Here is a 14317-nt window from a genome sequence, read left to right on the forward strand (position 1 = left end):
CCCTTTCCATTCATTTTTGCGCGGAAGTGACTTCGGCAGCCACCAATCGCCGCAGTTCTGCCTCCCCGAACGGATCGAGCGGCTTGCCGTTCACGAAGAATGTGGGCGTCTGGCGAATTCCCACGGTCTCTACATCGGCACGATCCTGATTCAGGATCGCCACTACACCCGGTGCCAGCATTTGCGTGCGCGCGGCCTCGGCATCGAGCCCGGCCGTGGCGGCGACCTGTAGGATTAGGCCGGGCGCCGGGGCACCGTGCGACGCCCATCTCGGCTGTTCCCGCAGAACGGCCTCGAGCACCGGCACGTAAACGTCCTGCATGCGCGCCGCCTCGAGCACGCGGATGGCTTCCTCGGATGCCGCGCCGTGGAAGGGCGTGTAGCGGATCACGACGCGGACAGCTTCCCCATGCTCGGCCATGATGTCCTTCACGATGGGATGAAAGGCGCGACAGGCCTCGCAGGCCGGATCGAAGAATTCGACGATCGTGACGGGCGCATCCGCAGGCCCGAGGATGGGCGAGTAGGGGCGGATCATCGCCTCCGCAAGTTCCGGAGCAACGGGCTCCGCTTCGGCCACTGGGCCGGGGCGGTTTGCAAACCAGGTGGCTCCGCCGAAACCGGCGGCGCCGAGGGCAAGAACGGACAGGATCAGGCCGCGTCGATTCATGTTCGTGTGTCCTTTAATGAAAGGGCCGACAGCGCCCCGATCAGCGCGAAGGCGGCGAGCGCCATCAGCGGGATCGGGATGCCGAAGACCAGTTGGTTGTCATCGGTGCAAGAGGGGCCGGTGGCCGTGCAGGGCTGGACGCGTTCGGGAACAAGACCGACGTACAGCCCCATGTGCCAGAGGGCGATTGCGCCGCCGCCAAGCGCCAATGCGATGCCGTAGCGCCCCACGCGGCCGTCCCGCCACCAAAGGCCGAGCCCGAGGACAATGGCCAAGGGGAACATGAAGGCGCGCTGGAACCAGCACAGCACACAGGGCGTCTGCCCCAGCACCTCGCCGATGAAAAGCACGGCAAGCGAGGCGACGAGCGCGATGATCCACGCCAGCCCGAGGGCTGTTTCTCCGGACATACGGTTCATGTCGGTCAGATCCTCTCTTCCAGATTGGCGAGGATCTCTTCGGCGGAGGTGCCGTAGGGCCACGAGTCGGCGAAGCCCGCGTCGGGATCGAAGAGGAACAGATGCGACGTGTGGCCCATCGTGTAACCATCCGGCGCCGCAGCCTCTTCGACGCGTTCGAAGAAGATCGGAAAGGTCTCGGATGTGGCGGCGATCTGTTCCGGCGTGCCGGTCAGCCCGATGATGCCCGCATCGAACAGCGGGACGTATTCGGCGAGTGCTGCGGGCGTGTCTCGTTCAGGGTCGATTGTTATGAAAATCGGCTGGACCTTGGCGGCATCGTCGCCCAGACCGTCCATCACCGCCGCGACCTCGGATAGGGTCGTCGGGCAGACGTCGGGGCAGTTGGTAAAGCCGAAAAAAACCAGCATCCAGCGCCCCGCAAAGTCCTCCTCGGTTCGAACCATACCCTGGTGGTCCGTCAGTTCGAACTCAGCGAAAAAAGGCGGTTCGGCGTCGGTTCGGGCGCTATCGGCACGATAATCGGACCATAGCAAAAGCCATACGAAGGCAAGCGCTGCCACGCCTGCCAAAACCCAAAGAAACTTCTGTGCCGATGTAAGGGACAATCCTGTTCGCCTGATTTTGATTCTTATTGCCTGTGCGGATACATCCTCTAGCTGCTAGAGGTTCAAGCACGAAATCATGGTATAGCTTGAACTCACGCGTCTGTGAATCCGACACTTGTTTATTCCGACGTCAAAACCTACACAAACTGTATCTTTTTCATGGAGGCGAAAATGCTCACGATCGGTACTCTGTCAAAGAAGACTGGCACAAAAGTGCAGACCATCCGGTACTACGAACAGATCAGACTCATGCCCGAACCTGGCAGGACCGAAGGCGGACAGAGGCGCTACGACAATGCACAGCTCGACCGACTGTCCTTCATCCGCCATTCGCGGCAACTCGGTTTTTCGCTCGATGCGATCCGCGAGCTGCTCGACCTCAGCGACCATCCCAACCGCCCCTGCGACGAGGCAGATGCCATCGCGCGTCGCCAGCTCAAACAGGTGGAGCAGCGCATGGCCCGCCTGAAGGCGCTGCGCACGGAACTGAAACGCATGGTTCACGAATGCAGCGGCGGGCGGACGGGAGATTGCAAGGTGCTTGAGGTGTTGCGGGATCATTCCGAATGTTTGACCGAACATGACGAGATCGGCGCCTGAGATGCCTGCCGCGCTTGCATACCCGCTTGCGGCCTTGGCCGAGATCGCCGGGTGCTTCGCGATCTGGAGCTGGTGGCGCCTCGGCGCATCCGCGGCTTGGCTCGTACCCGGTATTGTAGCCTTGGTGGTATTCGGGTGGCTTCTGGCGCAAGTCGAAACGGTTGCTGCGGGCCGCGCCTTTGCCGCCTATGGCGGAGTCTACATTGCAGCTTCGGTACTGTGGATGTGGCTTGCAGAGGGTCACAGACCGGACAGGTGGGATGCGCTTGGCACAGCCGTTTGCTTGCTCGGCGCAGCTATAATACTGGCCGCGCCACGAACCAATTGAACTTTATGGTTTGAACTTGAAACCGTCTCAAATCGCGATCTCATCGCCCCATAAAAAGGGCTATACTCTACTTTGGTTGAGACGCCTGACTGACAGCTCCCGGCGGTCGTAAATGGAACTGACCATTATTATTCAATCCGGAACTCTGATCTGCCCGAGAGGTTGAAGGATCATAGTCGACCAAGCGGAATGGGAAGTATGACTGCAGGAAAAGGAGCAAGCGAAAGACGCACCCTTTGGATTGTTCTCGGTCTAAACGTGGGTCTTGCCATGGCCTTTTTTGCGACCGGGGCCTTCGGGGATTCCAGTGCCCTGATCGCAAACGGGCTCGACAACCTTTCAGACAGCTTGGTCTACGCAATCAGTCTGTTTGCATTGTCGCGGTCTGCGAAATGGCAACGTGTTGCGGCGAATGTCTCGGGCTGCTTGCTGATCGTGTTCGCCCTCGGGATCCTTTATGATGCTTTGAGCCGCTATGTCGGTGGGTCGGATCCCCTTGGCACCGTTATGATCGTCATGGCGCTGAGCGCGGCGGCCATCAACTCAGTTTGTGTCTGGTTGCTCGCTCGGCTCAAAGATCCGGACGTCAACATCCGCGCGGCCAATACTTTCAGCTGGAACGACTTTGCGGCAAACCTCGGAATCGTAGTCGCAGGTGGCCTCGTTGCCTGGCTGGGAACGAACTGGCCCGACCTTATCGTCGGTGTGATGATCGCCGGGATCGCGGCCTGGGGCGGCGTCAATATCCTACGCGACGCACACGGTGAACACCACAAAGCAGTTCGCACGGACAAGTAGTTGCGAGAGATCGTTTCTCAAAAGAATGGGTTGAAGCTACAGTAACTATAGAGATTAGTCTGTTCCAAGACGATTCGAGGAGTAACTCCGTTGCAGATGACCAACCCCCTACTTGCACCCACCAAACTACTGGATTTTAATGCCGCGCCTATTGCGCATCTAATAGAGAGCCGCAGCTGGCGCGACTTATCCGAATACGATCGGATCGGAGCTGCCTATGATTTCGTTCGAAATGAAATCGCGTTCGGATACAATCGAGCTGACGACATCCCCGCATCCGAGGTACTTTCCGACGGCTACGGGCAGTGCAATACCAAAGGCACGCTCTTAATGGCGCTGCTGCGTGGTGTTGGCGTTCGTTGCCGGTTGCATGGGTTTACGATCCACAAAGGCTTGCAGCGCGGTGTTGTCCCAGAGTTGGTGTATCCGCTTGCTCCAGAGGAAATCCTCCACTCGTGGGTAGAGATCGAATTTCAAGGGGCCTGGATCAACCTTGAAGGCTTCATCCTGGATGACGCTTTCCTCGAAGTCCTGCAAAGATCGTTCTCGGACACGGACAGTGTCTGCGGTTATGGCGCGGGCACGGATTGCCTTGGCGCGCCTCCCGTCGCCTGGAACGGAGAAGATACCTACATTCAGAAAACCGGCATCGTGCAAGATTTCGGCGTGTACGATACGCCCGACGCCTTCTATTTGTCCCATAAGCAATCCTTTGGAAGGCTGCGTGGTGCCCTTTACCGTCATATAATACGCCACTGGATGAATGCGCGCGTACGTGGTTTCCGCAGCGGCCGCCTGAAGACTGACCGACGCGCGACACACGCGCATGAGGAGCCTGCCAATGCCGCATGATCACGGGCACGCGCATATCGATCCGAATTCTGGGGATCGACGGGTTGCGATCGCGATCTGGGCGAATGGGCTACTTACTGTTGCGCAAATCGTCGGGGGCATATTGTCGGGCAGTCTAGCACTTATCGCCGATGCGCTGCACAACTTTTCCGATATGGCCTCGCTTGTCATTGCCTTCGCCGCGCGCAAGATCGCGCGCCGCCCGGCCGATGAGCGCATGACTTTCGGCTATGGCCGGGTCGAAATCGTCGCTGCCCTGATCAACTACACCACCCTGATCGTGATCGGCTTCTACCTGATCTACGAAGGTGGCATGCGCATGATTGATCCACCCGAAGTCATGGGGTGGACCGTCGTCATTCTCGGTGGAATTGCGCTTGTGGTCGACACGCTGACCGCAATGCTGACCTATTCGATGCAGAAGGGGAGCGTGAACATCCGCGCGCTGTTTCTCCACAACCTTTCGGACGCGTTGGCTTCAGTGGCCGTCATAGTCGGCGGGACGCTCATTATACTTTATGATATGCGTTGGGTGGATCCGGCCATCACCATCGGCATCGCGCTCTACATCCTGTATCTGTCCTTCACCGAAATAGGGGCCCCAATTCGAACCCTGATGCTTGGGAGCCCACCAGATATTGATGGAAATGACGTGGTCAGAGCGATCCAGATTGTCGATGGCGTTGTGGACGTGCATCATGTCCACCTGTGGCAAATGCAGGAGAACGCTGCGGCATTGGACTGCCATATTGTTGTCGAACGCGACCGGATGGGTGAGGCCGACAAAATTAAAGAAAACGTCAAATCGGTGCTGCATGAACGTTTCTCAATCGAGCATTCCACGCTTGAATTCGAAGCGACCGACAATGCGCATCAGGAGGCGCAGGTGTTCGGACACCGCTCATGACGATTGCCCAAGGCATACTAGTGGTCGTAGGCCTGCTGTCCGGTCTGGTTTTGATTGGTGCGCTCCTTTGGTCGATCGTCCGCCCGTCCAAGCGCATCTGGCCTCCAAACAGAGAGCATTCAGTCATACCAATCATTGCATGGGGCCTCACATTGGCCGTGTTTGGGGCGGTGATCGGTTTGGGCATCGTGGATTGGAAATCCGCTTCTATGCCCAACGCGCTCCGTTGGGCAGTCGGGCCGTTCTTGATCGCAATCGGAAATCTGATCGCCTGGTGGGGGGCATTCATCATTGGACTGAAAGCCACCAGTGGGGTGAGAGACGAGCTGATCACTTCGGGTCTCTACCGTTTCTCTCGGAATCCGCAGTATCTTGCCGACATGGCCATCCTAATAGGTTTGGTTCTTCTCTTCGCCTCACCTTGGGTTTGGCCTGTCGTCATCGTTGGAGTTGCCGCGCTGGCCCTTGCCCCGCTCGCAGAAGAGCCATGGCTGTGCGAACAATACGGCACCAAGTATCGCAACTATTGCGCTGAAACACGTAGATATCTCTAGTCTCGCCGCCTCACGAGAACGTCATCAATTTTCGGTTGAAGCTCTAGCAGCTAGAGGTCGTATCCGTTCATCAACAAAAGGGCGAGGCAAAGTATATTACTGATTCAAAGAAAACACGGTGCCAGTTCGTCTCGACAACTATGATCGGACTTCTGGGAACACCTTCCCTTCTCCGTGCTCAGGAGCAGGAGCCCTCGGCGGTACGCAGAAATATTTCTGTCCTTCAGTGCGGATCCCTGGCAAGACCACTTCGATAACCTTCAGCACGGTGCAATTATGTGCGACATTGACTCGCGTGCAGTCCAGTACTGGTCGGAAGACGAAAGTGTTTACAAACTCTACCCTTCAAGTGTCCCCGCCTCGGAAGAGCTGACCCGCCGAGGATATACAGAGGTTATAAGGAAGGTGGAGAGGCCCAGTTGGCGGCCCACTCCATCAATGAAAGAGCGCAACCCCGAATGGCCTGACTATTGGCCGCCGGGTCCTGACAACCCGCTTGGAACCCACGTGCTTTATTTGTCGTGGCTGTATTACCGGGTGCACGGGACCGGGGACACACGCAAGATCGGGCGCCAGTCATCAAACGGTTGTGTCGCGTAGCCTTTAATTGGGCTCTGCCTCAATCTGTGTGGCGGAACGGTAGCATTCTCGCCCGCAACAATTCTGGACCGGCTCGGCCGTACATGGCGCGCTTGAGGGTTTTCAGGCGGTTGATCTGACCTTCCGCCTGGCCGTTGTTACAGGGCATCTCGATCGCCTTTTTGACCACATTGAAGTCCCGGTTCAAGGTGCGGGCGAAGCGCACAATGGGCGTCAGGCCGGTTTCGATGGCGTCGTCGATCCATGCAGGGAGCGGACCCGCTTGGCGGCCACGCATGATACCGTTGAAACGCATGGCGAGGCTGCGCATCGTTGTGAAGGCGGGAGAACCGGCTTTGAGCGTGTCGACTTTCCGCGCCTGATCCGAGGTGAGCTTTCCGCTGGGTTTGATGCACAGCGCGGCCGCAATGACCGGAGAGATCGCATGCCCCGTTTCCGGGCCCCGGACCGGCTCCAGGATCTGGTGCTCCACGGCGGGGCCCTTCGTTTGCTTTTCGGCTCTGCGCCCGCCCGCCCCCAGCCGCTTTTAATGCGACTGACTCCCCTCGTAACCACGCTCTTGGATCATACGGTACAGGGCGCTGCCTGTTCGAATGCCGTCCTTCCAGCTTTGGCTCAGGAATTCTTCAAAGTACCACGGCGAAGTCGGTTTCAAAGCGGCCTGTTTGCGGTCCGGTGGCGTCTCGAACTGCAGCCATTTCGCGATGCTGCGGCGCGGGAACCCTGTTCGTCGCCCGATCTCGCTACAGTTAAGCCCCTGATTTCGGAGCGCATGGATGGTGGTGAAAATCTCTTCCCGAGATGTCCTGTGCGCAAGGCGTGACTTCAGAAGGCTGCCGGCTGCGGTGATATTGTCGGCGTCGGCCAGCAGCGCTCTGCCGGTCTCAGGGCCGTGGAGGTTCATTTGCTCCTCAATGGCCTGCCGCAGGTTTTGCACGATATGGAACCGATCAGCGACCTGCTTCGCCTGCGGTGCCCCTTGCCGTGCAGTCTAGGCGTAGAGACCACACCGATCTCTGCTAATCACTTTCACCTCGGGGTGTCGCTTGAGCCAGTTGGTGCAGGTGACGACATCTCGATCCTCAAGAATGTCGATCACCACGCGACGCTCCAGATCCACAATGATCGTGCCGTAGGTTTGCGACTTCCGCCAGCTCCAGTCGTCAATCCCGATGACCGTCGGCGGCTTGGCGGTGCCCTGAGCACGCTTTTTCAACTGCCTGAGCACCGTGTAATCGCTGACCCCAAGGCCCAAACGGTGCAAGAGCCGTTCGGCAGGCCGTCCGCCGGTTGCATGCCCAAGATGACTGACAATCTCCCCGACACGCGAAGTGCTACGTGCAAACGGATGCGCAATCGAGGTGAGTTGGTCTGCGAAAGTCCGGCGTGGGCAAGCGGGTGCCAAACATCGCCAACGGCAAATCGCGAGATCAACCGTTACCTCCTCTCCATGGGCGGGATAATCCTGCAACCGCCGACGCCGCCAGCCGTGACGTCGGCGTGAATGCAATCCACAGTCTGGGCAGATGCCGCTTGGTGTCAGACTGCCCGATACGATCCACCCGCCGAAATCACTTCGCTCAACGCATTGAACCGAAACTTCGGCCCCGGGCGACCAATGCTTCTTCGAGCTCACAACCATCCCTCCTGAATTTTCCTGTTTCAGGATAGTTGCGCCACACAAAGTGAGGCAGAGCCCAATTAAGGGCTACGCGACGCCAGCGCATCGGCGGGCAGATTGGGGTTGCGCGCCTTGCCGTCAGGCTGGTCAGAGACCGCCTCTGCCCGAGCCTGAGCCATTTCTGCCTCTGTGCGATGACGGATAAAGACAGGTTTTCCGCGCCAGTTGACGGTCAATTGCGTTCCAGGCGCGAGATCGGAAATGTCGACAGTGATCTGTGCCAAGGCGCGGACATCGGCGGAAGGGTTCATCTGGTTCACCAGTGGCCAGAGCGCGGCCCCTGCGGCCACGACCCCCGCCCCGGCCGTTGCGTAATACAGGAAATCCCTGCGCGCGGTATCCTCTGACGCTTCCATCACGGGACATGTGTCCATGTCTCCCGCGCGGGAAGGTCAACACGCGAGATGTAACGTTTTGTCAGTGCACCTCTCTACGGATCAACAAACAAGCCGTGTCGGCGCGTCAATGGTGCGGGGCTGCGCCTTTTGCCATCATGAGGTGGTGCTCCTGGTGATGCGCCCCGATGGTCATCAGGCCAAAGAAACCAAGTCCCTGAATCTGAGCGGCATCGCCATCGACACTGAGCGCCACGCCATCTTCGAGTTCCTCCGTGACAACGTCCCAGCCGGTTTCAGCCGCAAGAAAGGGCGCATGGGCGGGCACCATGGCGCGGATGGCTTCGAGAACACGGGGGGTGCCCCGAATCTCGAACCGGGCCCCTTCCGGCCGCAGGGTGCGGGTGACCACGGCCTCTTGGGTCAGAAGATCCATATCGACCAGATGGCGGCGCAATCCGTCGATATCGACCCGCTCCCAATCTGTCTCGGGATCGGCCTGCAGGATCGCAACGATCTCCGCCAGGGCGGCAAAGGCCGATTGCCCGGTTTCCTGCGGTCCACCCATGTCATGGCCAGTCGCGGAATGGGCGTGCTGAGCGGCCACGGGTGCGGCCATCAGTATGGCAAGGAGGAGGGAAATGAGACGCATGGACGGGTCCTTCAATGGGATGCTGTCATGTTTACGCTAGCAGGGGCGGGCGTATCGCAATATGATTGCAATCATATGTTGCCAGCCCCCTATGATCTTATCCCGAGTTCAGCCCTGCGCCCTTTTTCCGGCGCGGTTGGCGACATCATGTTTCACCAAGGCGGTCCCACCCACGGTCTCTATGTCGTGCAAACCGGGCGCGTGTATCTCGAGCGGGTCGGCCCAGATGGCGAGCGGTTCATCATTCACCGTGCCCAAGCCGGAACAAGCTTTGCCGAAGCTTCCGTGTTTTCAGAGGTCTATCATTGCGATGCTGTTTTCGTTCAGGCAGGGACGCTGATCCGGATCGAAAAGGATGCCGTTTTGGACGCCTTCGCCGACCCTGAGTTTGCGCGCGCTTTTGGTCGCCAGGCGGCTCAGCAGATACAGGCACAAAGACAGATGCTTGAGATCGTGGGTATCCGGCGTGCAGAAGACCGGGTGTTGGCGGGGTTGGTCGCGGGCCTGCTCGACGGCTCCGTGATCGAGTTCGCCGCCCGATTACAGCTGAGCCATGAGGCGACCTACAGGGCCTTGCGAAAGCTTGTGCAGGACGGGCGGGTCAAAAACCCCGCCCGCGGGATTTATCACCTGCGCCCATGACCCGATCAGCTGTGGCTCGCGAAGACCGAGGTCACCCCGTCGGAGCCGACAAGCAAGGTATCAAAAGTGTCACCAGCCCCGGGACCGCCCATGCCGGGCGAACTCATCGGCATGCCGGGAACCGTCAACCCGCGCGCCACCGGTTGTTCTGCCAGCAGCCGCGTGATGTCCGCGGCAGGCACGTGGCCCTCGATAAAATAGTCACTTATGATCGCCGTGTGACATCCAGCAAGTTCCGGAGCGATTTGTAGCCGGTCTTTGAACGCATAAAGCGCATCCTGATCGACATCCTGCGCCTCGACCGTGAAGCCCGCTTGCCGGACATGATCGACCCAGGCGGTACAGCACCCGCAGGTGGGGGTTTTCAGGACTTTAATGACCGGTTCTGTGTTGGCCAGTGCTCGCAGGGGGAGTGTGGCAGCCGCTCCGGCCAGCAAAAATGTGCGTCTTTTCATCATGTGTTCCTTTTTGAAGTATCCGAGACCGTAGAACTGTGTGTTTGAGAGTCCAGAGGCTGTTCCTGCTCTGTCGGCGAGAGGGCGGGTGCATCCAGGGCGTGCCCGCTTGCCGGCCCGCGAAGGGGCTGGATCAACATCTTGTCGACCCAGAGGTCGCGCGTCGTGCGAAACTGCTCGATGCCGATCGTCATTCCCTCGTGGCCCTTCGCGGGCTGGGCAACGTAAGTACCCATGAGGCGGTCCCACCACGGCAGGTTGAAGCCGTAGTTTGAGTTGGTTTCGCGCGGATCGACAGAATGATGCACGCGGTGCATGTCGGGTGTGACGACGATCCATCTGAGCCACCGGTCGACTGGTCTCGGCAGGTTGATGTTGGCATGGTTGAAGAGTGCCGTGGCGTTGAGGATGATCTCGAACAACAAAACCGCGACGGCGGGCGGACCAAGCGCTGCGACCAAGCTTAGCTTGATCGCCATCGAGATAAGGATCTCAATCGGGTGAAAGCGCAATCCCGTTGTGGCGTCGAACTCGAGGTCCGCGTGGTGCATCCGGTGCAGACGCCACAACGTAGGGACGGCATGGAACATGACGTGTTGCAAATAGATGGCCAGATCGAGAAGCAGCATGGACAGGACAACGGCCAACCAATACGGCGCGCCGATAGTGTTGAATAAACCCCAACCCCGCTCCTCGCCCATGACCGCCAGACCAACGGCCAGGATTGGGAAAGACAACCGCAGGATCGCCGTATCGATCACGACAAGAGCCAGATTGTTCGACCAACGGATGACACGCGGAATGTCACGCCGCCGACGCGGGGCGGCGAGTTCCCAAAGCGCCATGGCGGCCAGCACACTCAAAAACGCCGTCAGACGAATCTCCGGCTCTGCGGCAAGTATCGTGTCCATCACAGTCTATGGCCCTTCTGTGTTAGGGCTTGGGTGCGGATGCGCATCTCGCACATCAGTCTTTTCTTGCGCAGCCTTTGCAGCCGCTATCTGGACTATATCAACATCCAGCGCGTGGCGCTCGTCGAGACACTCGGTTTCGAGCTGCAGCGTGACCATGTGAAACCCATGCTGCTCCGTCAGCCGTCGATAGGCCCTGTTCAGCAAGTGCGCGGCCTCGGCGGGTGCCCTATGGCGGATATGGGCGGAAAACGCGTGTTTGCCGCTGGTCAGCGTCCAAGCATGCACGTGGTGAACATCCACAACCCCGTCCTGGTGGTTCAGATCCGCCATCACAGCGTCGAGATCCGTTCCCTCGGGCGTGCCTTCCATGAGAATGTGGACCGCTTCTTTGATTACGCCGACGGAGGCCCAGAGGAGAACCACCCCGAACGCCATGCCGAGGATCGGGTCGATCGCGAGAAAGCCGGTGAACTCGATCACGAGAGCGGTCACGATGATCAGGAGGCTGCCGACAAAGGTCTGGATGATGTGCCAGAGCGCGCCGCGGGCATTCAGATCGTCTTTGCTCGATTGCCACATCAGCCCCAGCGAGATGACCTCTGTGACCAGGCCACCGAAGGCGACCCAAAGCATTGGGCCCGTGGCCAGGTGGATCGGATTTCCGAGCCGAATCGCGCCCATCCAGATCACCAGAAGCGCCATGCCGAGAAGAAAGCTGCCATTCACCAGCGCGCCGATGATCTCGGCGCGGTACCATCCGAAACTGCGCGCCGAATCCGCTGGACGGCGCGCAATCCGCTTCGCGATGATGGCCACGAGAACACCGCCAACCGCCGACAGGGTGTGAAACGCATCCGACAGGACGGCGATCGAGCCGGTCCAGAGCCCGACGGCGAGTTCAATCATGAAATAGACGCCGGTGAGCCAGGCAGAAATCACAAGGGCCTTGCCGGAACTCGGCATGTGTCCAGCGTGAGAATGATTGGCCATATCAGCTCTCCTCCCGTTGCGTACCGGTCTTTCGCGTCGCGGCAAAGAGAACCGACAGGCCCGTAAAGCCACCGAGCGCAAGCGCGGTCCATGTGGCGGTGCGGGCATCTCCGTTCATCGCCTGGCTGCCCATGTGAGCGAGCAAAAAACTTGCGGGAATAATCCCGGCCATCGTGGCCAGCGCGAACCTCCAAAGATGCAGCTTGCTCAGACCTGCGGCGTAACTGATCATATCGAAGGACAGAAACGGCAGCAGGCGACTGCCGAAGACCAGGAAGGTCAGAGTGTTCTGGGACCCGAACAGGCCTGCGTTAATCTTCTGACCGAGATGACGCTCAACGAAGGGACGACCCAGGCCGCGGGCCAGACCAAAGGCGGCAAGCGCACCGAGTTCCGCACCTAGAACGACGAAGAGCGTCCCGTACGTGTGTCCATAAGCCGCTCCGGCGGCGAGTGCGATCGGCGCCGAGGGCAGGGGGCTTGCCACGATAGCGATTGTCATAAGCGCCACGATGACAATTGGTCCGGCAAGACCTGCCGCCTCGATCCAGCGGTCAATTTCCGCGCGATCCGGCAGGCGAATGTCAACGCCAAGGACGTCCGGGAAGGCCAATGCGACGACTCCCATCAGGAACACCGCAATAAGAAGAACGCGCATCATCATGGATCAAAACACGGCATAGAGCAGAACGAAGAACGTCGCTGCCAAAAGGTCAAAGGCCACGCAGAATGGAATATACCAGTTCGGAATCCGGGCGAGACGATAAGAATTGTGGTGTGACATGTCCCAAAGGGCGTGCAGGGCCAAGCCCAAGGGGAGGAAGGCCCAATGCCATATCAGCCCCAGGAAGGCTGCCGAGCCGAACAAAAGGGCCACGGCGAGCTCTGCCCAGAACACGCGCGCTCTGCCGTCCGCGGCGCCAAAGCCGATATAGGCACCGCCAATCAAAGCAAGCGTGATCGAAGCAAGAGCTATCGAGCTCTTTTCATCCAAAAACAAGTGAGCCGGCATTGAGAGCAAGACAATCAACACGCCAACCCATACGGGAAATTTCAAGATATCCCCGTGTCGATGGTGCGATAAGTGATCGCCTGTCTTTTTGAAAATCTGTGCCATGGCTTGGTACCTAGGGATTCCAGCAACTGGAAGGTCAAGGGTTATTCATCCACGCGCGCAACGCGGCGCTCACTCAACCGTTCCACGGGGAGGTCAAAGGACCGATATCAGGACGCATTTGACGCTGACGCCCGGTTCATGTCCGACGCGCGTGGCGATTTTCAGTCATCTTTCGCCTTCTGCCAGACTTGCTGGCAGGCTGAGTAAAGAAACGTCGCTGACCAGGTCAGCAACATGAAGCCCAAAAGCGATTGCAGCATCAGCAATAGTCGAAAGGGCCCGACCACCTCTATGGACGAATAGCCAAGGGTCGAGAACGAGATGCCCGTAACATAGAGAACATCCTGAAACATCGGCGGGCTGTTGCTGAACGATTGCGGCAGAACGCTTGCCACCACCATCGTGTTGAACACGGCGAGCGTCACAAGTTCCAATACGTGCAGCAACAGCAATGCGGAAAACGTCAGGATGATCCGAAAGCCGGAGCCATCCGACCGCCACGGGGAAAACTTCAAAATGCCCGACAACGCATAATGATGGACAATTCCCATCAGGATCGCTGCGCATATTCCGACGAACATGGCCATCAACTCGATCATGAATCCATTCCCGTTTTCCTGTTCAAACAGGCCAATTTAAGCACATATCAGTCTGTTAGCAGAACCGGACGGATAGGATCTTCACCGGTCAGGCCAGCGCAGGGGGCAACCCGTTCAGGGCGACATCCACCGGAACGGTCGGCAAGTTCGATGCGATCCAGCCCGGCCCTTCGCCTGATCCCAACATCCCTTCCGAGATATCGGCGTAGCCCGAGAAACCAGCTTGTCTTAACGCTCGAAGCAGCGATGCGGAGCGTCCGCCAGTGGCGCAGATCAGTCCAACAGTGCGATCACCGCTCAGTTCCTTCGCCCTGAACAATCGGTCCGGAAAACCGGACGCGTGCATGCTTATCGGCCATACACCAGCACCTACGCCGGTTTCTTGCCACTCTTCGCGCGTTCTGACATCGATGATCCGCGCCGTATCCGATAGAAGCGCGTGAAAGGCATTCTCTGCCGACCAGACAGATCGGCTCTGCGCCAGCAGCGGTGACGCCGTGACGGTCAGCACCGTCATATGAGCACCCAGAATGAAACGGCGCCGGTTCAAATCAAGAGCCATATTCGAAAACCTCATCCTTTGATCGGTTGCGATC

At 58.8% G+C, this 14317-nt stretch carries 18 protein-coding genes and 3 pseudogenes; 8 read left to right on the plus strand and 13 right to left on the minus strand.

Annotated elements, in window-relative coordinates; all coding sequences use genetic code 11:
- Positions 1-10: 10 nt before the first annotated feature.
- From PM04_RS14940 to PM04_RS14950, 3 genes are read right to left on the minus strand one after another with little or no spacing between them, the layout of a single operon-like run.
- Positions 11-670 carry a thioredoxin domain-containing protein gene (locus PM04_RS14940; RefSeq protein WP_038008353.1) on the minus strand — a complete coding sequence of 220 codons (660 nt, stop codon included), beginning with the start codon at positions 668-670 and terminating at the stop codon, positions 11-13.
- On the minus strand, positions 667-1089 hold the full coding sequence (locus PM04_RS14945) for a disulfide bond formation protein B (RefSeq protein WP_009573598.1): 423 nt from the start codon (positions 1087-1089) through the stop codon (positions 667-669). The genes PM04_RS14940 and PM04_RS14945 overlap by 4 nt, the downstream gene beginning before the upstream one ends.
- Before the next feature lie 5 nt (positions 1090-1094).
- Positions 1095-1697, minus strand: a complete 603-nt coding sequence (locus PM04_RS14950) for an SCO family protein (protein ID WP_234702897.1) — start codon at positions 1695-1697, stop codon at positions 1095-1097.
- A gap of 171 nt (positions 1698-1868) precedes the next feature.
- On the opposite strand from PM04_RS14950, the gene PM04_RS14955 reads away from it, so the two are divergent.
- The 7 genes and pseudogenes from PM04_RS14955 to PM04_RS14985 all read left to right on the plus strand — a co-directional run.
- Entirely contained in the window at positions 1869-2297 is a 429-nt protein-coding gene (locus PM04_RS14955; protein ID WP_038008356.1) for a helix-turn-helix domain-containing protein, read from the plus strand.
- Position 2298: 1 nt separating this feature from the next.
- A complete protein-coding gene (locus PM04_RS14960) occupies positions 2299-2625 on the plus strand; it encodes a YnfA family protein (protein ID WP_009807984.1) in 327 nt (108 codons plus the stop codon).
- Between the two features lie 189 nt (positions 2626-2814).
- A complete protein-coding gene (locus PM04_RS14965; RefSeq protein ID WP_369793322.1) occupies positions 2815-3423 on the plus strand; it encodes a cation transporter in 609 nt (202 codons plus the stop codon).
- Between the two features lie 96 nt (positions 3424-3519).
- Positions 3520-4275 carry a transglutaminase family protein gene (locus PM04_RS14970; RefSeq protein ID WP_038008358.1) on the plus strand — a complete coding sequence of 252 codons (756 nt, stop codon included), beginning with the start codon at positions 3520-3522 and terminating at the stop codon, positions 4273-4275.
- The gene (locus PM04_RS14975) at positions 4265-5182 is read left to right on the plus strand and encodes a cation diffusion facilitator family transporter (protein ID WP_038008359.1); all 918 of its coding nucleotides are present in this window, start codon (positions 4265-4267) and stop codon (positions 5180-5182) included. Before PM04_RS14970 ends, PM04_RS14975 begins: the two co-directional genes overlap by 11 nt.
- Positions 5179-5736 (plus strand): isoprenylcysteine carboxylmethyltransferase family protein, encoded by a 558-nt coding sequence (locus tag PM04_RS14980; RefSeq protein ID WP_038008361.1) that lies wholly within the window; start codon positions 5179-5181, stop codon positions 5734-5736. Before PM04_RS14975 ends, PM04_RS14980 begins: the two co-directional genes overlap by 4 nt.
- Before the next feature lie 140 nt (positions 5737-5876).
- Positions 5877-6330 (plus strand): annotated as a pseudogene (locus tag PM04_RS14985) (L,D-transpeptidase); the annotation flags it as partial.
- Between the two features lie 25 nt (positions 6331-6355).
- Here PM04_RS14985 and PM04_RS17765 read toward each other — a convergent pair.
- The 3 genes and pseudogenes from PM04_RS17765 to PM04_RS15000 all read right to left on the minus strand — a co-directional run bounded on the left by PM04_RS17765 (position 6356) and on the right by PM04_RS15000 (position 9004).
- Positions 6356-7894: pseudogene (locus tag PM04_RS17765) on the minus strand (ISL3 family transposase).
- A gap of 155 nt (positions 7895-8049) precedes the next feature.
- Positions 8050-8373, minus strand: a pseudogene (gene petA, locus PM04_RS14995) (ubiquinol-cytochrome c reductase iron-sulfur subunit); the annotation flags it as partial.
- Positions 8374-8479: 106 nt separating this feature from the next.
- Positions 8480-9004, minus strand: coding sequence for a hypothetical protein (locus PM04_RS15000; RefSeq protein WP_038008363.1), 525 nt, complete (start codon positions 9002-9004; stop codon positions 8480-8482).
- Positions 9005-9031: 27 nt separating this feature from the next.
- Between PM04_RS15000 and PM04_RS15005 the strand changes: the two genes are divergently transcribed.
- On the plus strand, positions 9032-9646 hold the full coding sequence (locus tag PM04_RS15005; RefSeq protein ID WP_052068523.1) for a Crp/Fnr family transcriptional regulator: 615 nt from the start codon (positions 9032-9034) through the stop codon (positions 9644-9646).
- A gap of 5 nt (positions 9647-9651) precedes the next feature.
- Here the strand turns inward: PM04_RS15005 and PM04_RS15010 are convergent, their stop codons facing one another.
- The 7 genes from PM04_RS15010 to PM04_RS15040 all read right to left on the minus strand — a co-directional run bounded on the left by PM04_RS15010 (position 9652) and on the right by PM04_RS15040 (position 14283).
- Positions 9652-10104, minus strand: coding sequence for a DUF411 domain-containing protein (locus PM04_RS15010; RefSeq protein WP_009807995.1), 453 nt, complete (start codon positions 10102-10104; stop codon positions 9652-9654).
- A complete protein-coding gene (locus PM04_RS15015; protein WP_009807996.1) occupies positions 10101-11012 on the minus strand; it encodes a sterol desaturase family protein in 912 nt (303 codons plus the stop codon). The genes PM04_RS15010 and PM04_RS15015 overlap by 4 nt, the downstream gene beginning before the upstream one ends.
- Positions 11013-11018: 6 nt before the next feature.
- Positions 11019-12005 (minus strand): cation diffusion facilitator family transporter, encoded by a 987-nt coding sequence (locus tag PM04_RS15020; RefSeq protein ID WP_038008366.1) that lies wholly within the window; start codon positions 12003-12005, stop codon positions 11019-11021.
- 1 nt (position 12006) lies between these two features.
- Positions 12007-12669 carry a TVP38/TMEM64 family protein gene (locus tag PM04_RS15025; RefSeq protein ID WP_038008367.1) on the minus strand — a complete coding sequence of 221 codons (663 nt, stop codon included), beginning with the start codon at positions 12667-12669 and terminating at the stop codon, positions 12007-12009.
- Positions 12670-12672: 3 nt separating this feature from the next.
- Positions 12673-13122: a DUF6010 family protein gene (locus PM04_RS15030; RefSeq protein WP_024099407.1), complete on the minus strand. Its 450-nt coding sequence runs from the start codon at positions 13120-13122 to the stop codon at positions 12673-12675.
- Positions 13123-13283: 161 nt separating this feature from the next.
- The gene (locus PM04_RS15035) at positions 13284-13721 is read right to left on the minus strand and encodes an ion channel (protein ID WP_052068522.1); all 438 of its coding nucleotides are present in this window, start codon (positions 13719-13721) and stop codon (positions 13284-13286) included.
- A gap of 88 nt (positions 13722-13809) precedes the next feature.
- Positions 13810-14283: a rhodanese-like domain-containing protein gene (locus PM04_RS15040; protein WP_038008372.1), complete on the minus strand. Its 474-nt coding sequence runs from the start codon at positions 14281-14283 to the stop codon at positions 13810-13812.
- Positions 14284-14317: the final 34 nt, after the last annotated feature.

Source organism: Thalassobacter sp. 16PALIMAR09, from assembly GCF_000765485.1.
Taxonomy (GTDB): Bacteria; Pseudomonadota; Alphaproteobacteria; order Rhodobacterales; family Rhodobacteraceae; genus Thalassobacter; species Thalassobacter stenotrophicus.